This is a genomic window from Paenibacillus sp. V4I7 (assembly GCF_030817275.1).
Taxonomy (GTDB): domain Bacteria; phylum Bacillota; class Bacilli; order Paenibacillales; family NBRC-103111; genus Paenibacillus_E.
In genome coordinates, this window is record NZ_JAUSZD010000002.1 from 3,429,894 (window position 1) to 3,450,124 (window position 20,231).

Consider the following 20,231-nt stretch of genomic DNA (forward strand, 5'->3'; position numbering starts at 1 on the left):
CCCCCTCCCACGCTTATAAGCTAATAATTTGATCATAGGTTTCAGGCCTGCGATCCCGATAAAATTGCCAAACATTGCGGACCTCACGGATTAACTCTTTGTCCATTTCTCCGATGACTACTTCATCTTGATCTCGACTTCCGATGGCGACAATCGAACCGCGCGGATCCACTAAGTAAGATTGACCATAGAATTCTCCCATGTTCCACGGAGCTTCGAGACCCACACGATTGATAGCACCGACATAATACCCATTGGCCACGGCGTGTGCTGGCTGTTCGAGCTTCCAGAGATACTCCGATGTCCCCGCTACCGTAGCGGAAGGATTAAACACAATCTCCGCTCCGCCGAGTCCGAGAGCCCTTGCTCCTTCTGGGAAATGGCGATCGTAACAGATGTAAACCCCAACCTTAGCAAACGCTGTATCGAATACGGGATAGCCCAGATTACCTGGTTTAAAATAGTACTTCTCCCAGAACCCGCAAGAACCGCCGCCTGCCGCCACGTGAGGTATATGTTGTTTGCGGTATTTGCCCAAATAGGCACCATCGGCATCAATCACAGCAGCTGTATTGTAGTAGGAAGCGATGCCTTCTCTCTCATAAATAGGGAGAATGATGACAACACCAAGCTCCTTCGCCAATTCCTGAAAGAGCATCGTCGTTGACCCCTTCGGAATTTCCTCTGCGGCATCGTACCACCTCGTTATTTGCTCTGCGCAGAAATAAGGGCCATAGAAAATTTCTTGCAAAGAAATGATTTGCGCGCCCTGCTGCGCCGCTTTACGAACCAACGCGATATGCTTTTGTATCGCTGCTTCTTTGTGCTTAGCCACAGCCTCATCCCCATGTACATCATGCGAGGCTTGAATGAGGCCAATTTTCACTTTACTCATGGCTGGAAGCCCCCTTTTCCGTGGCGATCCGTCGTGCGGTGCGGTATAAAAGCTCCGTGCCCAGCGTGATGTCCTCTGGACTAGCATATTCTTTGGGATTGTGACTGATGCCTTCGAGGCATCGAACGAAAATCATCCCATAATCACACACATAGGACATGGTGAGCGAATCATGGAAAGGTCCGCTCATCAGTTCTGGCGGGGTCAACCCCATCAGCGCTGCTTCCTGATGCAGGCTTTGCTTGATCCAATTCGCGCAGTAGCGGGGTTCACTGTTCGTATCTTCGCGAATCGTATACGTAAGGCCATGCTCGAGCGACACATTCTCGATCACACTGAGCAGCTCAGCTTCCAGCGCGTTGCGACGCCGTAAATCAATATCCCGCAAATCAATGGTGAAGGATACCTTCTCAGGGATGATATTGCGAGAGTCGGGGAACACAGAGAGTGAACCCACTGTACCAACGGTAGGTGCACCCGGCTCCTGCCGCACTAACTCATTGAGCGCCACGATGATTTTGGCGCAGCCTAGAAGCGCGTCGTGGCGCATAGACATCGGCACTGAACCCGCGTGCCCGGCGAAGCCGATCATCTCCACGGTGAGCCACAATGGACCAGAGATTCCGCTGACGATACCGATCGGAGCATCGAGTGACTCCAGAACTGGACCTTGCTCGATATGCAGCTCTAGAAAAGCGCCAATCCGACCTTCTTGGTACACATAGCTCTCGAAGTCTGCAGGGTCGCACCCGAACTGAACCAATGCTTCTCTGCGTGTAACGCCATTTTTGTCCGTACGCTCCAACTCATTTTCTTCAAGCTTCCCGGTCATGCCACGAACGCCGAAGAGCCCTTTATTGAAGCGACAGCCTTCTTCATCGCAGAAAGCCACAACTTCAATATTACATTCTGGCGTTATCCCTTCCTCTACTAGCGTTTGGACCACTTCAATCGCACCAAGTACACCTATCGCACCATCAAATCTACCGCCATAAGGCTGGGAATCCACATGTGAACCTAGCATGAGAACAGGCGCATTTGGATTGCTCCCCTTAAGTACCCCAATTAAGTTGGCGAATGGATCGATTGAAGCTTCCAACCCGGCTTCTTCCATCCACCTTTTCACAAGCTCCACGCCTTCTCGATCTTCTTTGGACAAGGCCAACCTGCATACGCCGGTTTCTCCGATTTTCCCGATTTGAGCGAGCTCCTGAATTCGCTGTTGCAGTCGTGAAGCGTTAATTTGTATCTGAGGTGCTCTAGGCAAGTCCTATCATCCTTTCTCCTGATTGGCATCAAACACAGCAAGCAAGGTCTCGATGATAAAAGCAATATCCTCATCTGTCGAAGATAACGGCGGACTTAGCGTGAGAATGTTAGCAAATCCAGGCACCGTATCCCCGTTCTTCCCAATGAGCAGACCCTTTTGCTTGCAGCCTGCAATAATCTTCATCACACGCTCAGCAGTCGCCGGAACCTTCGATACTTGATCTTCTACAAGCTCGATGCCCATTGCTGATCCGAAAATGCGTATCTCGCCAACATGAGGGTGGTCAAGCAAAGGTTCTAATTGAGTTCTAAATGTGCTACCGATATAAGCAGAGCGCGTAACCAGGTTTTCTTTTTCCAAGATCTCCATATTTTTCAACGCAACAACGCAAGAGACTGGATTACCCCCGAAAGTATTGATATGTCTTAAATGGCTGGTCGCTTCTTTATCTTTGAACGATTCATACAATTCAGCCGAAACAGCGGTTGCAGAAAGTGGCGAGTACGCACTGGTCAAGCCTTTGGCCATCGTCACGATGTCGGGTCTCACCCCATAGTTCAGATGACCGAACTTTTCGCCGGATCGACCGAATCCGCAGATCACTTCATCGACAATGAGCAGCACATCATACTTATCACAAATGCTGCGCACCATGGGCAGGTACTCGTCCGGAGGAACAATCATTCCGCCTCCCGTAATTACTGGCTCCACGATTACGCCGGCAACGGAATCTGCACCCTCCCAAACAATGGCATCCTCGATGGCTTTGGCGCATTGAAAACGGCATGCCCCCTTCGTCTGGCCAAATGGACAGCGATAACAATAAGGCGGCGGCACATGCTGAAAGCCTACACCAAGCGGTTCATATTTCAACTTACGCTGCGCTTGCCCTGTTGCACCCAATGCTCCCATGGAATTGCCATGATAAGCGCGATGCCGCGAGATGAACTTATGTTTGGATGGCTTCCCGTTCTGATGATGGTATTGGCGGGCAATCTTGAAGGCCACTTCATTGGCATCTGACCCTGAATTCGAGTAAAAGATTCGATATTCGCCATCCAGCCACTCATTCAATTTCGCCGCTAGTTCAATTGCAGGAACATGGGACTGAACGAGCGTAGCATAAGCGATTTTCATCATTTGCTCAGCGGCCGCTTCCGCTATTTCTTTTCTACCGTGACCCACATTAACGCACCATAATCCGGACATGCCATCCAAATAACGATTTCCATCCACATCCGTAACCCAGCTTCCCTCACCAGAAGCAAGTATCATCGGATTCTCGTTATGTGCTGACATGTGATGCCACACATATTTGCGATCCTTCTCAAGCAGGTCCTCCTTCGTCAGCAGATCACTAACCTCGTTAGCGCTCATAAGCCCAGCTCCCCTCTCCTGATGATGTAAAGAAGGATCGCAGACTACAGTCATCCACGATCCAATCATTCCGAACCTTCACTTGCCCTGTAAAATCGTTTTATCAATCGCCGCAGTCAAATCGGCCGGTTTCTTAATCAAGCCATATTTCAGCGCAATATCTGCAGTCCGTGTCACGGATTCATCTACAAATGAACCGACTTGCTCATTAGTAAATCCTTCCGGCTTTACAAGCTTCGCCATCTCCTTCAGCATCGTTGTTTGGTGCTGCTTGGTCGTACTGCCTGCCGTTACACTTTTCATCACGATATCAACGACTTCTTCCTGATGCTCAATCGCATAATTCCAGCCTTTCATGGTCGCTCTCACGGCTTTAACGGCGAGATCATGGTTCTTGTCGACCCAATCCTTCTTCGCAATGAGCGTATCCTCCAGCATCGCAACACCGGCATCATCAAAGTTAAACACATTCAAATCTGTCTCTTTCACACCGCTCTCAAGCACGACATAGTACTCGTTATAAATCGTTGCTGTCGCCACATCCAGTTGATCCCCAAAGAATTGATCCATCGTGAAGCCTTGTTTCACCAATTGAATGTCTTTCTTCGGGTCAAGCCCGTTCTTCTCCATAAAAGCAAGCACTTGGAACTGCTGGCTGCCCATCCATGTCCCGACCTTCTTATCCTTCATTTTGGTTGGTGCATCGATACCGGTCGATTTTTTGGATAATAGACGGTACGAACTCTTCTGCGTCACTTGCGCTAATGAAACGAGAGGTAATCCATTGTCACGGTTAACTAGCAAGGAATCAAAGCTCGATACGCCGATATCGACAGCGCCATTCACAACCTGCTGCTCGATAATGACATCCGGTCCGCCAGGCACTATTTCTACATCTATTCCTTCATCCTTGTAGAAGCCTTTCTCTTTAGCGGCATAGATTCCGGCAAACTGCGCTTGCGGCACCCATTTCAACTGAATTTTGACCTTCTTGAGCGGCTCTGCCGATGGAGACTTGGTTGCACCTGCTTCGGTAGATGCAGCTGGTGTTGTGGTTGCTGATTTGTCGGAAGCACAAGCTGTGACAAGAACTAAAACCAAGAACATACTAAGCATCAAAGCCAATTTTCCAGTAAGGATTCTCTTTTTCAAACGAACCAATCCTCTCCTATTTATTTCTATGTATGTAAAGATGGTGTCATCCCTTGATGCTCATGTTAAATATTCGTTTTCATTACGATTGGAAATTGACCACGGTATAAAGCGTTTTTCTAAAAGTTGAATAATCGTATATAAAACAATACCCAAAATAGCAGCGATGACAATACAAGCCCAAGCTAGGGGCATATTGGCCAGGCGGATCTGGTCCGAAAGTAAGTAGCCTAGGCCACGCGACGCAATGAAAAATTCCCCCACTATCGCACCAATGATACTCGTTGACATGTTGATTTTAAGGGCAGAGAAAATCAATGGTAAGGCTTTGGGTAATCTTAATTTGAGAAAAAGCTGTCTAGCGCTAGCCGCGTATGAACTCATTAACTCCAGGTAGGACGGCTCAATGGAGCGCAGCCCTTTGTAAGTACTGACCGCCATGGTAGCCATCGTCATGACCGAGACGATCCCCATTCGTGAGGCGACACCATCTCCCAACCAATTATTCATGATTGGCGCAAGTGCCACGATCGGCACCGCATTGAGTGAGGCCATGATCGAAATCGCACCAGCACCCGCTTGTGGCCGAAAGGAAGCCGCGATTGCAGCAAGCCAGCCTAGCAGAGAACCGATGAGGAATCCGCCGATGATTTCTACACCCGTGTACAGCGAGTAAATGAGCAGGATATCGCCATTCTCTCGCATGGCAGTAATGATATCCGAAGGAATAGGCAGCTGATAGCGTTCTAAGCTAAATAAGGTGTGTATCCCTCTGAATTGCCAAAGCAGCAAGAATACGAGTCCGAATAAATACGGGAACAGCTTCATTGGCTGCGTGAACATAGCCGTGTAGTCTGCTCGGGCATTTCCCGTGGAAGCTCGAGTTGGTTCTTCTAAACTCTTTAACGTCGACACTGCAGCTTTTTGGTCTTTGCTTAAAATGACCTCCTTCATGCGCCTCCCCTCCTGCTTTCGCGGAAATCAGGCTGCCAAGGTGTCAGCCATCTTTCTAGGAGAACTAGCATTAGAAAGGTTGTAAAGCCGATAGCAATCGAGACAAGCACTGTGCACCAGAACATGTACACTTGTGCAGCTCCGTAATATAGAGAGCTAACCATTAGCACGCCGATTCCATCGGGAGCTCCCATCAGCTCAACGATAATGGAAGCTGTGATCGCCAGCGGAGCTGATATCTTTAGTCCAGAGAACAGCCCCGGCAGCGCAGATGGCAGCTTGAGCTTCAGATAGCTGTGCCAGGTTGAAGCAGCTAGGGAGCGCATTAGCTCCAACTGTTCAGGCTGCACACTGCGCAGCCCGCGAAGCGAGTTAATGGTGACAGGGAAGAATGTCACATAACCTGCCATAACGATCCGCGAAAGACTCGGATCATGGAGGATGCCGTACAGGATCGGTGCAAGACCGATGATGGGCACCATTTGAGAAGCAACCATGTAAGGTGTTAGCGTGTGTTCAACCGTTTTGGAGAGGCTCATGAAAATGGCTAAAGCGGCACCGAAAATGGTACCAATCAGGAAGCCAGTCATCGCATTGCCGAATGTTGTGAAGCCTTGCTTGATTAGGGTAGGAAGATTGTCTTGTAAGGAGGATATGACCTTATGCAAATAAGGCAGTTTGGAGTCAGGTTGTGAGACTTGAATTACGTTATGGAGCAGCCATGCGAACACTTCCCAGAGGAGGAGCAATGCTGCTATCCAACAAGCAATAACAGCAGCTTGATGCCATTGTTTATCCAATTTGATCATCAAGGGCATCACTCTCCTCGTAAAAGCAATTTCGAATCGAAGCCGTCAACGTATGGAAACGCTCCGATTCTCGGGTTTGCAAAGTGCGATCCTCTCCCAAATCGACGTGGTGAACGGAGTGTACGCGACCAGGATTTGCCGATAAAACAATGATTCGATTAGATAAAAATACAGCTTCCGGAATACTATGAGTAACGAAAACGATCGTCTTATTCGTCTTTCTTTTGATTTCTAGCAATTCGAATTGCAGTTTCTCCTTTGTGAATTCATCGAGCGCCGAGAAGGGTTCATCCATAAACAAAATAGGCGGATCCAGCGATAAAGCACGTGCAATAGCCACTCTTTGCTGCATGCCTCCACTTAGCTGCCAAGGGTAATAATCTCTGAATTTCGTTAAACCTACGGTTTCAAGGAGTTGATCGACCATACCTCTGTACTCCGCGCGATTACGCCCCATTACCTCTAAGGGAAGCTCTACATTTTCGCGTACGGTTCGCCATTCGAAAAGCGTGGGATTTTGAAACACAATGCCGAACTTCCTGCGCAAACGCACTTCCCGCGGATGCTCCTTTTGAATAATAATTTGCCCACTGGAGGGTTGCAGCAGGTCGGCCATCAGCCGCAGCAGCGTTGATTTACCACAGCCGGAAGGCCCAAGTAAGGATACGAATTCATTCTGGGCTACATCGAACGAGATGTCTTGGAGTACAGTCACTTGCCTTCCTTTTTTCCCGAACACCATGCAGACGCCATCCACCGATATTTCCACTTTCTGCTGGGAAAGATCAGAATTCATTGTGTCCCTCCTCATTTGAACTTTATCATTGCGTCATGTAAATGTAATGTATGATTACTGTATATGTTATATTATATTACTTCTATGACGATTTACATTATACAAAGTGTTCCAAAATTAGACTCTGCATTTGACATAGTGTAAAACAACTAATAAAACAACCCCCGCAGCATGGATATAATTTGGATCCCCCTACTCGTTTCTTTATCATACTTGGGGAAGCTAGTTGTTCTTTTTGAGACTCCCTGAATTGTTAACTACATAATATATGTTATGTAAACAAATGATATGCAAATAGCCCCGCTTCACATTTATCTATAATTTGTTCATATTCTCTATTTCTTCATTTTGATAGAATATTTATGTAACTACATAAATCATCTTACAATATGCATTTAACCAACACGGGTTTAACCTTCTTTATTCGTCAGTATTGTTGAGTCAATTAGGAACGCCAGTAGATAAAAGCAATCTGCGTAAAGGAGACCTAGTATTTCTACAAGGAACTTATACAAGCGGAGTTTCCCATGTAGCTATCTTTCTTGGAGATAACAAAGTTCTTCAAGTAGGTACCATGGGAACGAGGGAAGTAAAGATTAGCCCTTACTTTGGTACTCCCTACTATGATGCACATTATTGGGTGCGCGTCGTTTTAATTAACTCGTATGGAAAAAGCCGGTGATCACCGGCTTTTTTTCGTTCTAGACAAGGGATTATGTGCAAAAAGTGCTCTAAGCTTTTACCGTTGGTTCAAGTACAGTAAGCCTGTTATTGTATGTATCAAGGTTTACGTTCGCTCCAATGGGGATTGCCGCTTTATAATACCCATGAGCTGTGCTTACGTTGGTCATGAGAGGTTTTCCTAGAGGAGCAATTACCCCATTTATCAAGTCGTTATAAGTCGTAGAATAAGAAATGGAGCAATTCGTGCATTGCCCCATGACCACACCGACGCAATCTTGAAATTTCCTTGCCATGATCAGATGAGTCAAATATCGGTAAATCACATTCGTTGCTTCGTGTGTCTCTTCTAGGACCAATATTTTTCCAGCTGTATCAATTTCGTATGGAGTTCCAAGTGTATCAACCAATGAAGCGATATTCCCCCCTACGATTGGACCTCTAACATTTCCTTTAATCAGGCCGGTCATCTGCATGCCGGGTGGGTTCTGAATCACTCTTGGGCTGCTGAGGGTTGATGTAGCTGAATAAAACTGGTTGAAGTTATACGCTGGTGTGCTCGTGCTAAAGTCAATTAATAATAGACTTTGAAAAGTAATTAAGTTGGAAAATTGGTACAGGATATTTAATAAAATCGTGATATCACTGTATCCTGTTACGATTTTGGGATTGTTATTTATAATCGTATAATTTAGGTACGGCAAAATATCTTTGACCCCTGTCCCTCCTCTTGTAGGTAATATCATCTTCACACTGCGATTTTCAAACATACTCATAAGGTCTTCAGCACGCTGCTGTGCTGTTGAGGCAACAATGCCACCATAAGCATACGTATATTTCCCCACCACTACTTTGAATCCCATATTTTCAATTGTTCGAATTCTTTCATCAATCATATTTGCATCAAGCGGACTTCCTAAAGTAACAATTCCGATGGTATCACCCCTTTGTAAAATGGGGGGCTTTATAGCCATACATATGCCTCCTACCAAAGAGAACTTATTCAATATTGGATCTACGTTGTAATCTCTCTGTTGCCTTATATGCTTCACACGAACTAATTATTACTTCAACCGTTCTATATCCCCATCCCTACCGGAATAAACGCCGAAACCCTGTTCATTGCTTCCTGCTTTTGTTTATCTCCCACATGGGTGTAAATCTGTGTGGTCTGGATGCTCGCATGGCCAAGTAATTCCTGCAAAGTTCGGATATCCGTCCCTGCCAGAACCTGCATCGTGGCAAATGTATGGCGAAGCTTGTGACTTGAGATCGACTTCCCTTGTAGTTCGGCATACTGCTTCTTCAGCACCTCGAAATGCTTCTCTGCAATCGTTTGAATCATACGAACACTAATTCGCCGGCCAAATTGAGAAACAAAAAAAGGCTGCTCCGCCGAGCTCCTTGTATCCATTCGTTCCATTAATGCTTTATTCAGAACTTTAACCAATTCGGCAGGAAGAGGGATGACACGCCATTTTCGTCCTTTGCCGAACACCTGCAGCGTACTCGTTGAACGATTGAAATCAGCAATGTTTAGTCGATGCAGCTCACTTACACGTAAACCTGCATAACTCATTAATAGAAACATGGCCACATTCCGGATCTGATACTTTCCCTCAATCGATTGTAAAAACACAGCAAGCAGCTGTTCGCTGAGAAACGTAGGAATTTGGTTTTTCTCGACCTTCGATTTCTTCACGTTTAGTGAAGGGTTGCTCTGCGCAATCTGGAGTTCGATCAGTGCCGCGAAAAATGTCCGAATTGAAGATAAATAGCGATTACGCGCGGCATCCCCTGCCCCGCCCTGTCGCATTTTTGTCAAAAAGCGCATGATATCAATTGCCTCAATCGTTGGCAATGATTTCTCAACGCCGGAAAGGAATAACCGAACATCCCCTAAGTAAGCTTGTTGTGTTCGTTTCGTAAATCCCTGATCTTTCATCCATGAGTCAAATAGCTCCAAATACTCATCATCATACTCGTACACTTGCCCCAATCCTATTCACTCCGTCCGTTACAATCTAAGTTGCGTTAAATATAGATTTAGTGCAATTTTTTTGACAGCAAAAAACGGTCAATTAGTGCTTATCCCGTGTAATAAACAGCAGAATAACCTTATTAACCGTTTTTCTGGTCTTAATCCCGTGGGTATTCGACTTTCATAATATCCATGAATGGAACTTTATCAATTTCACCATTCGTTTCCATATGTACTCTACCGGTCCGCGAATCCATTGTCGCTATAATCCCTCGAACACGTTCTTCACGCCCCCAAACCGTCAGAACAATCTCGGAGTTCTCCTGCTTCGCTTCGGACAATTGATTACCGATCTCTTCCAATACAAATTCATCCCGCGTTGGTCTTTTTGCTACTTTTGCCTTGGCCATCTCACGTTCCCCCTGGATTATAAATCACCTTGCCGGCGATAATATTTCTTTGACACGTCCAACCTGTCCATCTGCAAGTCTTACTTTAATCCCATGCGGATGGGTAGGCGAGTTCGTTAATAAATCTTTGACAATTCCACGCGTTAACTTCCCGCTACGTTGGTCTTGCTTCAAAACAATATTTACTTCAATACCTGGAATCACATCTTTGCGATTTTGGCCATTCATGCTGTGTAAGTCGCCTGCTTTCTTTCAATTGTGTGTTTTATTATACCATAGTTTTCCCCCATTCCCCATCAAGTTGCGTACATTTGCAAAACCCTTTACAACACCTTACTAATTCAATACGATTAACCTACATTATAAATTTCGAAGTCGTGAACACAGAAAGAGAACCACTTATGAGCCGATCATGGCCGTTACCTGACAAGTCATGGATCATGCGCCAAATCTGGAATGATTTACTCTTTGCTCATTGGCCCATTCTATGTCCCATGGCCCTTACAATCGGCTGAAGCTTCAATCAACGTCAATACCCTCCCTAACTCCTTTGGGATCCAGTTGCCAGATACACCACCGCTTTTCCATTATGCTAAAAAGTTAAAAGTTAAAATCTGGGCACTCGAAAAGCTTCATCTTACATAAAGCACGATAATCTTACTTCAAAGGTGCCAAAATGATAATTAATGATATTAATATTTAATGTGACTAATTCATATAAAACCCACATTCTGATGACGTTTTTCCATCATTTCGCTCTTTTTCCTATTGAAAACAGCTTAATTCAGTTAAAATAATGACAGAGATGGCATTCGTTCCCGAGAGGTTGTGATTCAAGGATGATGATCAGTGGAATTTCTGTTTTCCTTTTATTTTGTATCGGAGGATTACATGTGTTCTGGGCATTTGGTGGTCAGTGGGGAAGCAGAGTTGCTATCCCTGCTACAAGCGGATTAGGAGAACAGACGTTTAAACCTGGCCCAATAGCCACTTTAATCGTAGCCATTCTCTTATTTAGCAGTGCGCTGCTACTGTCTATTCAAGGGGGCTTACTTCCAGTCCTCCCTTCATTTCCATGGGTTCAATGGGGCTGTTGGCTTTGTGTCTTCGTATTTGGACTCCGAGCAATTGGGGATTTTAAATATGTGGGTTTATTCAAGAGGGTCAAACAGACTCGTTTCGCTACATATGATACATTTTTGTTCACACCGCTTTGCTTATGGCTTTGCTTCACTTTTTATTTCACGCTCATTTATAACTAATTCGCCTCTTCAAGCAATCACTTTTTTTAAGCCATACTACATCAAATTTTTGTTGTCCTTTTTCTCAATTAAAAAGGTGCTTTTCACACTTTATCAACGATACCATGGAGCTTACACGGAGGGAATATACGATATGCCAAGATTCATGGACTATATGATCAGTCCTTATCCGCTTCGGATCATTTCATTGCCTATTGATTCCAGTAAATTAAAGCTGCAATCCTTGATTATCCTCGCTGTTGGGCATCTTCCAGGCCGTATATCATTTCGAGTTCATGCAAAATTTACCAAATGGGCCTTCGTCTATATTGCCGGTGGAAAAGGCTCCTATCAAGTCGATGACGGCGCTGTTCAACACATTGAAAGCGGCAGTCTGTTTTTCCTTCGACCAGGAGCTGTATATAATTATGGACCTGATGCAGACGGTTATTGGGATGAGTATTACTTCACATTCGAGGGAAGCCGTATTGCGGATTGGCTCAGTAGTTGGCTTACACATGTGGATTTGGCGAAGCAGGTTGGGCATGAAGATGCCGCCCAGCACAATCGGATCGAACGCATCTTTATTCTCATGGAAAGCGGTGTACCCGATAATATCGACCGTGCTTCCTTACTGCTTGAATCCTTGCTTTTTGAATTTATTCTAAAAGATCAAGTACCGGCAGAAACGACAAAAACTCAGCAATTGATTGATCTCATGGCCGATCTCGGTGATTCGTTGTTCCAGCCCTTTGACGCGGCGCTTATCGCAAAACGCCACCATATGTCGCTTTCCACTCTCCGGAGGATCGTAAGCGAATATACCGGCTACCCACTTGGAGCCTATATTCACCGTTTGAAAATGGCTGCAGCTAAAAACATACTGCTGAATTCAGACGATACCATAAAGGAGATCGCAGATTCGCTTGGTTATAAAGATGTTTTTTACTTCTCACGTTTATTTAAGAAATACGTCGGTGTCTCCCCCCTTATTTATCGAAACAATATGCAGCTTTAAATATGTTTACATAATTATAATTATGTAAACATATTTTTTATATAAAATAATCGTATCGTCCTAGTACGACTTGTCATATGACAGCATATGATAAAGTAGAAAGAAAATCTTCCTACGGGGAGGTGAATCTAAATGACACTTACACTTACGGGTTGGATGCTCTATTCGATGTGGGTAGTTCTTGGTTTTATGGGGCTTAGCTTTTTACTAGGCTTATATAAAACACTCAAAGCTGGAAGCTTCTCCAGCACTCTGATTCTGACTTATCTGCAAGATATGCTGTTCTATGTTTTCCCATTATTTTTAATTTCCAACATGATGTCCCTTGATCCAACAGGCTTCGTATTGTTAATTTCTTATTACATCGGCGCACTTGGACTTGTTCTCAAGTATCTGGCAGATTTCAAAAAGTAAAATGTATCCGCATTCAAAGAATGCTATTATATGAGTTCATTTAAACACTAGAGCAAAAAAGGCTGCCGTCTGTAACGGTAGCCTTTTCATTTGGGAATACCTCTTCGCAAAAAAAAAAACTGAGGCTCCGCCTCAAATCCTTTGACTAATGCATACATTTCGCGGATGAAGAAAGGCTAGGATTTTCTACCTCTATATTAAAATTGCCGGTACTCTATGAGATGGGCTAATTTTGTGAAAACTCAGATACAGACCTAAACCTTAGCGATCAGACTTACGCGGAGCGACGGGCTGTAAGCGCCTTTCGGCGCTTATCGGGTATTCTACATAAAATAAGCAGCTTGCACCAGGGCAAACTGCTTCAGATAAGCTTTTTAAAAACGAGGTAAATTAGATAAATTGTTGCTTGGATCGCCATCCGGATAAGATCTTAGCGTTTTTTGACCTTCCCGATTCCTGCCCGTATTCACATCTTCAATCAGTCCTGCTTCTGTCATGGCAATGGCATTCGCAATATCAACCACCCTGCCATCTTGGAATTGAACCGCACTAATGCCGCCATCTCCATAATGGACGGATTGAATAATAGCTTTATTGGGGTCTATCGTGTGTGGACCTGCACCATACTGCGTTCCATCCCGCATAAAAGTGCCATATTGGGTTGGTTGGCCATTGGCACCATAGCCTGTATATCCCCCTTGAAAGCCTACATTTCTCGCATCCGCATTGTTGATTCCCGTGTTTCGCTGGCCATATTCGGCATTCATGTTGCCTGAAGAACCTGGAACTGGCATTCCACCTTCGGATGTCTGAGTTCCATTGTTACGAGCTTGGGGAATAAATGACTGCTGCCCGCTTTGCCCAGCTTGCTGGTACATCTGCGTTGGAATCGGTTGACCATTCCATGCAAAATTCCCATTATGGATAGGTTCGACCGCATTGCTATAATTTTGAGATGGTTCAAGCTGTGTATTCGTCATACCAAACGGTTGATTCTGCATCATCGGTTGTTGCATCTGTTGCATCATCGGTTGTTGCGTCTGTTGCTGCATCGGTTGCTGCATCGGTTGCTGCATCTGTTGCTGCATCTGTTGCTGCATCTGTTGCTGCATCGGTTGTTGTCCACGTCGGCGTCGCGCCATAGATATCAGCTCCTTTGTTAATTCTATAAAGCGGCTTCCACCTATAGCATGCGTCACCTATATGCAACTTATCCCTATTAACCCAATTAACGCCGAAGCCCCATCATATTGCCAGAAGCGTATCGCCGGAGTCCTGTGTAAAACAAATACATACCTCCCAAGCAAAGCAGGCCTGTCACGGCTATGGCACCTGATATAAAAGGAATGTCAACCTGTCGTAACAACCCAATTGGCAAGTAACTGATGAACCCTGCCGGCAACACCGTAAACAGTACGATTTTACCTAGCCCCCGAAATATGCTCGTTGGATATGTGGTGAATGTCAGAAGCCCATTATATAGCTGAAAACTCAACCCGTCTGAACTCCCTAACCAGAACGCAGGACAGTTCACAATAACCGTGAAAAATAAGAAAATCAGCGTCGATAACAGCAGCGCTAGACCAAATTTAAGAAAGCCTATCATCGATTTATCTCCAAAAGTGACATAAATTAAAAGTGCGAATAAGACGTCCCCAATTGCACTTACCGACATGCGGCTAATGAGAACATGAAGCAGAACTGGCTTTGGTTGCGTTAAATAAATATCAAGCTGTCCGGTTGCGATCAGATTCGAAATGCGCATCGCATTACCGAAAAACGTAGCCATAACGCCGAAGCCGCCAGCCGCTACAGCCCAGAGCATCATCACATCCTGTAGTTCCCATCCATTCAATACAGGAAATCGGCCAAAATAAAGTCCCCAGAACACAATCCAAACCACATTATTGATAATCATCATACCGGCCGTGAGAAAGAAGCTCATCCGAAACTCCATGGCGCCAGCAAGATTAAGTTTCCAGCATTGCCAGACGAAACGAAGTAAACGCCTGAATTTACCTGGCTGTTCAAATTCACTAATGGGTGTCAATTTGCGGCTATCCACCATTAACATTGAGCTTTTTCACTCCTTTTCTATAGACCAATGAGACAATTATGCCAATGATAACAACCCATATCAGCTGTGTGCAGATCATTCTTGGCAATTGAACTGCATCAAAGGTCACGGTTGTCTTGGCCGGGATGTAGACAATGGCTTGAAACGGCAGCCAACGACCTACCTGCTGCAGCACGTCGGGAAATAACTCCAGAGGCATCAGCATGCCGCCAATCGTGAATAGAAATTTGTTGTATACGAACTCCAGCCCTCGTGTCTCCTCCACCCAAAAAGAGCTTAGCGCTAAAACCATATTCAACATGAAATTAACCGTGAAACCGCACAAAGCCACAACTGGCAACCATAGTAACCCATAACCAAAATCAGGCGGACCAATAATGAGCAAACCTAACAAACCGCCAATCGCCGCGTTGACGAGAAACCGCATCGCAGCTTCGCTCATATATTCGACGTAGTGAAAGGCGACAAAGCTAACAGGACGGACGAATTTGAACACGATATCCCCGCTTTTCACTTCTTCCTCTACGCGTGTGCAGAGACTTGGACAGGCGAGGATCATCGATTCCGTTATTACGAGATACCACATGATCTGCTTGAAGCTGAAGCCTCCTATAGATTCCGTTCCTTCGCCATGAAACGTTGCCTGCCATAGTTGAAGAAAAATATAAAGAATCAACAGCAGAAACAACGAGCGGATAAGAAAATCAGCCACATAAGCAAGTTGATTGCGAAGTGTGATTTTGCCGATAAAGACATATTTAACCGATTTTCTCCAGTTGTTCATGTCCTTTCTCCTCCTTTCCGAAGCTCCCGTACATACGTGTGATGATGTCCTCCATCGGTGGATCTTCAACCGTAACGTCGATAATCCGGTGCTCAGACATGATCTGGGACAGCGCTGCTTCAATCGTTGTTTGACTCATATCGACGGAAAGAACAATTCTTACACCACTTCGTTCGAGTACTTTCACCCCGACAATTTCTAGGGAATCGGGCTCCTCTCCCAATACAAGGCGGACTGTTTTTTGTGTCAAAAACTGCTGCTTCATCACCTCGACTCGGTCATCGAAGACAATCCTGCCGTGATTGATTACAATCGCCCGGTCACATAGCCGCTCAATATCACCAGCATCATGGGACGTAAGAAACACAGTTGTTCCTTCTTCACGTTTTAACTCTAGAATAAGCTCGCGTATTCGTTGTTTAACGACAACGTCTAGTCCAATCGTAGGTTCATCAAGGAACAGCACCTGCGGGCGGTGCATCAAGGAAGCAGCGATCTCACAGCGCATCCGTTCGCCTAGCGAGAGCTTCCTGACTGCCGTATGCAAATAGGGTCCAAGTTCAAATCTCTCGATGAGATCATCACGCCGGCGTATATACTCACTGCGCCGCAGCTCGTAAATACGGCTCATTAGCTCGAAGGTATCGATGGGTGGCAGATGATACCAAAGCTGCGACTTTTGCCCGAAGACAGAGCCTATTCGATAGCTTAGCTTCGTCCGCTCCTTCCATGGACAGCAGCCTAGAACTTCAGCCTGGCCTGTTGTAGGATGAAGAATGCCTGTCAGCATCTTAATAGTCGTGGATTTCCCGGCACCATTCGGTCCGAGAAAGGCAAGTGTTTCCCCCTGATCCACGGAGAATGTTATCCCCTCTACAGCTGACTTGTCTACATACTCCGGCTTTAAAAGTGTCCTTACACTCGCCATAAAGCCTTCTTCTTTTTTCTTGAGTCGAAAGGATTTCCCCAATTGGTCCACACGGATCGATGCCATCTCTGTTCCCTCCACTTTTTATTTCGGTAAAGCAAAAAAGACCTCAGTCCGTTTCGCCTAAACAGGCGGAACTTTCCGAAGGTCTTTTATCCCTTACGGTGTAACACGTCAGGTATCCGTGTCGGCTTCGCTCGGTTCGCCACCTTTGTAGGTTCGGATCCCTAGAAGCCCTTCCGTTTATTTTCCACATATTAACACATGATGTCATGTACAGACAACACTTTTTTTGCGACTCATCCAAGCAAAAAAAAGCCTGTTGCAGATGCACAGACTTTTTACGCTAACCCTCTTTCGTTGCGCTATTGGGTTTGATGAGATTGCGAAGATTGCGAAGATTGTTGAGATTGTTGAGATTGTTGAGATTGTTGAGACTGTTGAGATTCTTGAGATTGTTGAGATTCTTGAGATTCTTGTGTCGTTTGTAATTCTTGTTTTAAACTTTCCGTCTTTTGCTGGGCTTGCTGAATTTGTCCCTGAAGATCCTGCAGCTGTTGTTCTGCTTCGGACAATGCAGCTTCAGTCGCCTGTGTATAAATATCCTGAGCAACTTGCAGCGTTTGTTCAGCAGCTTGCTCAGCTTTTTGGGCAGCTTGTTTAATTTGCTCAAAGCCTTGTTGATTTTGTTGCGGCGTTTGTTGTTGCATAGAGATACCCCCAGCTGAATTTTTCATACCCGATTAATTTTAGTAAATGTTCCTTTTTTTATTCCTAATGAATATACTCGCCTCTCATCGTCAAAGTATCAGACAGCACGGGAGTCGGAATGATAAATTCTACAATACCCATATAACCGGGTGAAACCTCGTATTTTTGGAAAGAGAGAACAAGTTGACCGTTTGAATTGATATAGAAGTTTTGATCCATCGTGATGGTTTTGAAGTATGAATTTACCTCATTAGCAACACCCTCAACCCAGTAAATCTTCTGCGGGTCCCGCATCATCTGTTCCTTCATTTGCTCCTTAATATTTTCACTGATAACATCAATATAATCATCATTTTTAAACAAACTTGGCAAAGTAATGAGCAATTGTTTCTTCTTGTCGATTGTGTCGTATTTGAATGTTGTTGAGGAGGATCCGACTGTATTTACCACGTATCTTCCCACTGAGAGGATCTGATCATTATCAGTTTTAATGACATATCCGCTATCTACCCCTAAATGACCGCCGCCACTTTGCTTCATACTTTCCATTTCAATGATGAAATCAGTATATAACTTCTTGCCTTCTTCTAGATATTTGTTATTCAGGGTATCTTCCAAGGTTTTATTATCCAAATTCGTGATAACTGGCACTTCTAAATTAGCTTTATAGGTTCCATCGTTGAACTTATATTCTCTAAACGTTAGCACCTTAACGATGTCACCAACGAGAGGCACCTCAGACAAAGCATGGGCCAAAGTAGGACTGGTATTGATACCTGTGACAAACAAGATAGCCGCCGCCGCAACTGCAAATCCCCAATTAACATTGCTTTTTCTTCTCTTATTCTGCTTAATGGCTTGGTTTACAATAAAATCCAGTTCTTTTGGAATCGGAATATCCATATAGTGTTGTTTCATTTGTTCTAGTTTTTCATTCATTTTAGTTGACCTCCTCTAACTTATCGTCGATCATTTTAATCCGGAGTAATCGGAGGGCTTGATACAACCGTGTTTTTATCGTACTGCTGTTTTCTTGTAAAACCTCGGCGATTTCATCAATCTTCAAATCCTCGAAAAATCTTAGTAATATCACACTTCGATAGATTGTCGGCAAATCATCTAGTGCCCTTTCCAGATCAATATTAGGATAGGCATCTTCACTGCCTTGAGCATACGATTCCATCGTGATATCATCAACGACTTGAATTTTTTTATGCTTCCTCAAGAAATCCAATGAAGTATTTACTACAATCCTGTAAAACCAGCTCTTTATGGATGCGGTGTCTTTCAGAGAGCAAGCTGAGGCAAAAGACTTATGTATGGCGTCTTGAACGACATCGAGGGCATCTTCCGAATTTTTCACGTAACTATATGCTAATCGATAAACATTTTCTTTATGTTCTGTTATACATGCAATCAGCAACTTTTCTAACTTGCCATTCATCGTCATGAGGTTAAAAGACGCTCCTTTTTCTACGCGCGTATAAGATTTGGTCTTGTATGAGCTAGGACGTGCGAGTGCGTAGAATAGTTTGGTACACTACATAATAGCACAGGGTCAGAGGCTTCGAATCGACCTTCTTCTACCAATTTCCCTTGCCCACTGCTATACTAACAGCAAGAAGAAGCTAGTGAGGTGACATTTACCTATGAACATTATTAAAGTTAAAGATCGCCTTGAATTAGAAAAAAGAATCCCTACTATGCCTTGGTATATTGAGAAATTTATCAATTATAAGCTGCCAGACCTCTCTCCATCCTCATTACTTGAGTATGTGCGTGATTACGAAATCTTTCTATCCTGGCTGCTGGCCGAAGGATTAAGTTCTGCTCCCTCTATGAACCAAGTTCCTCTGGAGGATTTGGAGAAATTACATATGGATAGCGTTGATAACTTTCGCATGTTCCTAGCTACTCGTAAAGTTCAGGCTAATGTGAAAACCACGATTAACCGTAAGCTTTCCGCTTTACGTTCCTTATTCCATTATTTAAGCCAAATTGCAGAGGACGATAATTTCTACCCGCTTCTGAAGCGGAATGTGATGGCCAAAGTAGAGATCAAACGATCGCATAGGCCCAAGGACAGTGCCGCAAAGCTCGAGGGCAAGCTGCTCCAAGAAGAGGAAATTGTAGAATTTATTGCGTATGTACAGCATGGTTATGAGCACGATGTAGCTACCAATAAGCAAGCTCTCTACTCCTACGAGTTGAATAGAATAAGAGATACTTGCATCATTACTCTCATACTTAATTCGGGGCTTCGTGTATCGGAAGTATTCAATCTGAACGTCGATGATATTGACCTTAAGAAGAAGCTTACCTATGTATATCGTAAAGGTAAGAATGATGACACGTTCAAAACTCCCGTTTACTTCCGTAATGAAGCTATTCAAGCTCTAACGGACTATATCAACATCCGCTCAACTCGCTATAAGCCGCTCAAAAAGGAAAAAGCCCTCTTCCTTGCCATCGCAAATGGCAAAAAAGAGGGCGAACGTATGACGAAACGGGCTATCCAAGAACTCGTTATCAAGTATGCCAAGCGCTTCGGCAAGCCCTACCTATCTGTTCATAAGCTGCGGCACTCGTTCGCCACAGATTATTACTTACAGAATGACTTGTACAAAACACAAGAGCAGCTCGGCCATGCTTCCCCTGAAACAACACAAATCTATGCGCATCTCACGGATAAAACAATGTCCGAAGCGATTGATAAACGGCTGGAATCCTGAA

The 20,231-nt window shown here is 44.6% G+C and carries 23 protein-coding genes; 5 read left to right on the top strand and 18 right to left on the bottom strand.

The window, feature by feature from the left end; translation table 11 throughout:
• Positions 1-13: 13 nt before the first annotated feature.
• The 7 genes from QFZ80_RS16910 to QFZ80_RS16940 form a co-directional block, all read right to left on the bottom strand.
• Positions 14-895: a nitrilase-related carbon-nitrogen hydrolase gene (locus QFZ80_RS16910; protein WP_307560122.1), complete on the bottom strand. Its 882-nt coding sequence runs from the start codon at positions 893-895 to the stop codon at positions 14-16.
• Positions 888-2,162, bottom strand: coding sequence for a M20 family metallo-hydrolase (locus tag QFZ80_RS16915; protein WP_307545196.1), 1,275 nt, complete (start codon positions 2,160-2,162; stop codon positions 888-890). The genes QFZ80_RS16910 and QFZ80_RS16915 overlap by 8 nt, the downstream gene beginning before the upstream one ends.
• A gap of 6 nt (positions 2,163-2,168) precedes the next feature.
• A complete protein-coding gene (locus QFZ80_RS16920) occupies positions 2,169-3,542 on the bottom strand; it encodes an aspartate aminotransferase family protein (protein WP_307545195.1) in 1,374 nt (457 codons plus the stop codon).
• Positions 3,543-3,620: 78 nt separating this feature from the next.
• Complete coding sequence (locus QFZ80_RS16925) at positions 3,621-4,694, bottom strand: ABC transporter substrate-binding protein (RefSeq protein ID WP_307560124.1); 1,074 nt, start codon at positions 4,692-4,694, stop codon at positions 3,621-3,623.
• 60 nt (positions 4,695-4,754) lie between these two features.
• Positions 4,755-5,648, bottom strand: coding sequence for an ABC transporter permease (locus tag QFZ80_RS16930; RefSeq protein ID WP_307560127.1), 894 nt, complete (start codon positions 5,646-5,648; stop codon positions 4,755-4,757).
• Entirely contained in the window at positions 5,645-6,457 is an 813-nt protein-coding gene (locus QFZ80_RS16935; protein ID WP_307564143.1) for an ABC transporter permease, read from the bottom strand. Before QFZ80_RS16935 ends, QFZ80_RS16930 begins: the two co-directional genes overlap by 4 nt.
• Complete coding sequence (locus QFZ80_RS16940) at positions 6,441-7,253, bottom strand: ABC transporter ATP-binding protein (RefSeq protein WP_307545192.1); 813 nt, start codon at positions 7,251-7,253, stop codon at positions 6,441-6,443. Before QFZ80_RS16940 ends, QFZ80_RS16935 begins: the two co-directional genes overlap by 17 nt.
• 379 nt (positions 7,254-7,632) lie before the next feature.
• Here QFZ80_RS16940 and QFZ80_RS16945 point away from each other — a divergent pair, with 379 nt between their 5' ends.
• Positions 7,633-7,935: a C40 family peptidase gene (locus QFZ80_RS16945; protein ID WP_307564144.1), complete on the top strand. Its 303-nt coding sequence runs from the start codon at positions 7,633-7,635 to the stop codon at positions 7,933-7,935.
• A gap of 49 nt (positions 7,936-7,984) precedes the next feature.
• Here QFZ80_RS16945 and QFZ80_RS16950 read toward each other — a convergent pair whose 3' ends face one another.
• The 4 genes from QFZ80_RS16950 to QFZ80_RS16965 all read right to left on the bottom strand — a co-directional run bounded on the left by QFZ80_RS16950 (position 7,985) and on the right by QFZ80_RS16965 (position 10,553).
• Entirely contained in the window at positions 7,985-8,908 is a 924-nt protein-coding gene (locus QFZ80_RS16950; protein WP_307560128.1) for a S66 peptidase family protein, read from the bottom strand.
• A gap of 104 nt (positions 8,909-9,012) precedes the next feature.
• A complete protein-coding gene (locus tag QFZ80_RS16955; RefSeq protein WP_307564146.1) occupies positions 9,013-9,924 on the bottom strand; it encodes a tyrosine-type recombinase/integrase in 912 nt (303 codons plus the stop codon).
• A 149-nt stretch (positions 9,925-10,073) separates the two neighbouring features.
• Positions 10,074-10,325: a YolD-like family protein gene (locus QFZ80_RS16960; RefSeq protein ID WP_307545190.1), complete on the bottom strand. Its 252-nt coding sequence runs from the start codon at positions 10,323-10,325 to the stop codon at positions 10,074-10,076.
• Positions 10,326-10,349: 24 nt separating this feature from the next.
• Complete coding sequence (locus QFZ80_RS16965) at positions 10,350-10,553, bottom strand: YwbE family protein (protein ID WP_029195001.1); 204 nt, start codon at positions 10,551-10,553, stop codon at positions 10,350-10,352.
• A gap of 614 nt (positions 10,554-11,167) precedes the next feature.
• Between QFZ80_RS16965 and QFZ80_RS16970 the strand changes: the two genes are divergently transcribed.
• The 3 genes from QFZ80_RS16970 to QFZ80_RS16980 all read left to right on the top strand — a co-directional run bounded on the left by QFZ80_RS16970 (position 11,168) and on the right by QFZ80_RS16980 (position 12,998).
• Positions 11,168-11,587 carry a DUF3995 domain-containing protein gene (locus QFZ80_RS16970; protein ID WP_307564149.1) on the top strand — a complete coding sequence of 140 codons (420 nt, stop codon included), beginning with the start codon at positions 11,168-11,170 and terminating at the stop codon, positions 11,585-11,587.
• A 133-nt stretch (positions 11,588-11,720) separates the two neighbouring features.
• A complete protein-coding gene (locus QFZ80_RS16975) occupies positions 11,721-12,584 on the top strand; it encodes an AraC family transcriptional regulator (RefSeq protein WP_307560131.1) in 864 nt (287 codons plus the stop codon).
• Positions 12,585-12,716: 132 nt separating this feature from the next.
• On the top strand, positions 12,717-12,998 hold the full coding sequence (locus QFZ80_RS16980; protein WP_307545187.1) for a hypothetical protein: 282 nt from the start codon (positions 12,717-12,719) through the stop codon (positions 12,996-12,998).
• Positions 12,999-13,372: 374 nt separating this feature from the next.
• Here QFZ80_RS16980 and QFZ80_RS16985 read toward each other — a convergent pair whose 3' ends face one another.
• The 7 genes from QFZ80_RS16985 to QFZ80_RS17015 form a co-directional block, all read right to left on the bottom strand.
• On the bottom strand, positions 13,373-14,140 hold the full coding sequence (locus QFZ80_RS16985; RefSeq protein WP_307560133.1) for a DUF3892 domain-containing protein: 768 nt from the start codon (positions 14,138-14,140) through the stop codon (positions 13,373-13,375).
• Between the two features lie 86 nt (positions 14,141-14,226).
• Positions 14,227-15,072, bottom strand: a complete 846-nt coding sequence (locus QFZ80_RS16990) for an ABC transporter permease (protein WP_307560135.1) — start codon at positions 15,070-15,072, stop codon at positions 14,227-14,229.
• Positions 15,056-15,859, bottom strand: a complete 804-nt coding sequence (locus QFZ80_RS16995; protein ID WP_307545184.1) for an ABC transporter permease — start codon at positions 15,857-15,859, stop codon at positions 15,056-15,058. The genes QFZ80_RS16990 and QFZ80_RS16995 overlap by 17 nt, the downstream gene beginning before the upstream one ends.
• Positions 15,834-16,853, bottom strand: a complete 1,020-nt coding sequence (locus QFZ80_RS17000; RefSeq protein WP_307545183.1) for an ABC transporter ATP-binding protein — start codon at positions 16,851-16,853, stop codon at positions 15,834-15,836. Before QFZ80_RS17000 ends, QFZ80_RS16995 begins: the two co-directional genes overlap by 26 nt.
• Positions 16,854-17,152: 299 nt before the next feature.
• On the bottom strand, positions 17,153-17,497 hold the full coding sequence (locus QFZ80_RS17005; RefSeq protein ID WP_307560138.1) for a hypothetical protein: 345 nt from the start codon (positions 17,495-17,497) through the stop codon (positions 17,153-17,155).
• A gap of 64 nt (positions 17,498-17,561) precedes the next feature.
• Positions 17,562-18,437 (bottom strand): anti-sigma-V factor RsiV, encoded by an 876-nt coding sequence (gene rsiV, locus QFZ80_RS17010; RefSeq protein ID WP_307560140.1) that lies wholly within the window; start codon positions 18,435-18,437, stop codon positions 17,562-17,564.
• Between the two features lies 1 nt (position 18,438).
• Positions 18,439-18,942, bottom strand: coding sequence for an RNA polymerase sigma factor SigV (locus tag QFZ80_RS17015; RefSeq protein WP_307555437.1), 504 nt, complete (start codon positions 18,940-18,942; stop codon positions 18,439-18,441).
• A 205-nt stretch (positions 18,943-19,147) separates the two neighbouring features.
• On the opposite strand from QFZ80_RS17015, the gene xerS reads away from it, so the two are divergent.
• Entirely contained in the window at positions 19,148-20,230 is a 1,083-nt protein-coding gene (gene xerS / locus QFZ80_RS17020) for a tyrosine recombinase XerS (RefSeq protein WP_307545180.1), read from the top strand.
• The last annotated feature ends 1 nt before the right edge of the window (position 20,231 follow it).

Excerpts from the sequence above, each read along its gene's own strand:
- QFZ80_RS16910 (WP_307560122.1), bottom strand. The coding sequence starts at position 895 with ATGAGTAAAGTGAAAATTGGCCTCATTCAAGCCTCGCATGATGTACAT.
- QFZ80_RS16920 (WP_307545195.1), bottom strand. The coding sequence starts at position 3,542 with ATGAGCGCTAACGAGGTTAGTGATCTGCTGACGAAGGAGGACCTGCTT.
- QFZ80_RS16930 (WP_307560127.1), bottom strand. The coding sequence starts at position 5,648 with ATGAAGGAGGTCATTTTAAGCAAAGACCAAAAAGCTGCAGTGTCGACG.
- QFZ80_RS16935 (WP_307564143.1), bottom strand. The coding sequence starts at position 6,457 with ATGATCAAATTGGATAAACAATGGCATCAAGCTGCTGTTATTGCTTGT.
- QFZ80_RS16940 (WP_307545192.1), bottom strand. The coding sequence starts at position 7,253 with ATGAATTCTGATCTTTCCCAGCAGAAAGTGGAAATATCGGTGGATGGC.
- QFZ80_RS16950 (WP_307560128.1), bottom strand. The coding sequence starts at position 8,908 with ATGGCTATAAAGCCCCCCATTTTACAAAGGGGTGATACCATCGGAATT.
- QFZ80_RS16960 (WP_307545190.1), bottom strand. The coding sequence starts at position 10,325 with ATGGCCAAGGCAAAAGTAGCAAAAAGACCAACGCGGGATGAATTTGTA.
- QFZ80_RS16965 (WP_029195001.1), bottom strand. The coding sequence starts at position 10,553 with ATGAATGGCCAAAATCGCAAAGATGTGATTCCAGGTATTGAAGTAAAT.
- QFZ80_RS16970 (WP_307564149.1), top strand. The coding sequence starts at position 11,168 with ATGATCAGTGGAATTTCTGTTTTCCTTTTATTTTGTATCGGAGGATTA.
- QFZ80_RS16975 (WP_307560131.1), top strand. The coding sequence starts at position 11,721 with ATGCCAAGATTCATGGACTATATGATCAGTCCTTATCCGCTTCGGATC.
- QFZ80_RS16980 (WP_307545187.1), top strand. The coding sequence starts at position 12,717 with ATGACACTTACACTTACGGGTTGGATGCTCTATTCGATGTGGGTAGTT.
- QFZ80_RS16985 (WP_307560133.1), bottom strand. The coding sequence starts at position 14,140 with ATGGCGCGACGCCGACGTGGACAACAACCGATGCAGCAACAGATGCAG.
- QFZ80_RS16990 (WP_307560135.1), bottom strand. The coding sequence starts at position 15,072 with ATGTTAATGGTGGATAGCCGCAAATTGACACCCATTAGTGAATTTGAA.
- QFZ80_RS16995 (WP_307545184.1), bottom strand. The coding sequence starts at position 15,859 with ATGAACAACTGGAGAAAATCGGTTAAATATGTCTTTATCGGCAAAATC.
- QFZ80_RS17000 (WP_307545183.1), bottom strand. The coding sequence starts at position 16,853 with ATGGCATCGATCCGTGTGGACCAATTGGGGAAATCCTTTCGACTCAAG.
- QFZ80_RS17005 (WP_307560138.1), bottom strand. The coding sequence starts at position 17,497 with ATGCAACAACAAACGCCGCAACAAAATCAACAAGGCTTTGAGCAAATT.
- rsiV (WP_307560140.1), bottom strand. The coding sequence starts at position 18,437 with ATGAATGAAAAACTAGAACAAATGAAACAACACTATATGGATATTCCG.
- QFZ80_RS17015 (WP_307555437.1), bottom strand. The coding sequence starts at position 18,942 with ATGAATGGCAAGTTAGAAAAGTTGCTGATTGCATGTATAACAGAACAT.
- xerS (WP_307545180.1), top strand. The coding sequence starts at position 19,148 with ATGAACATTATTAAAGTTAAAGATCGCCTTGAATTAGAAAAAAGAATC.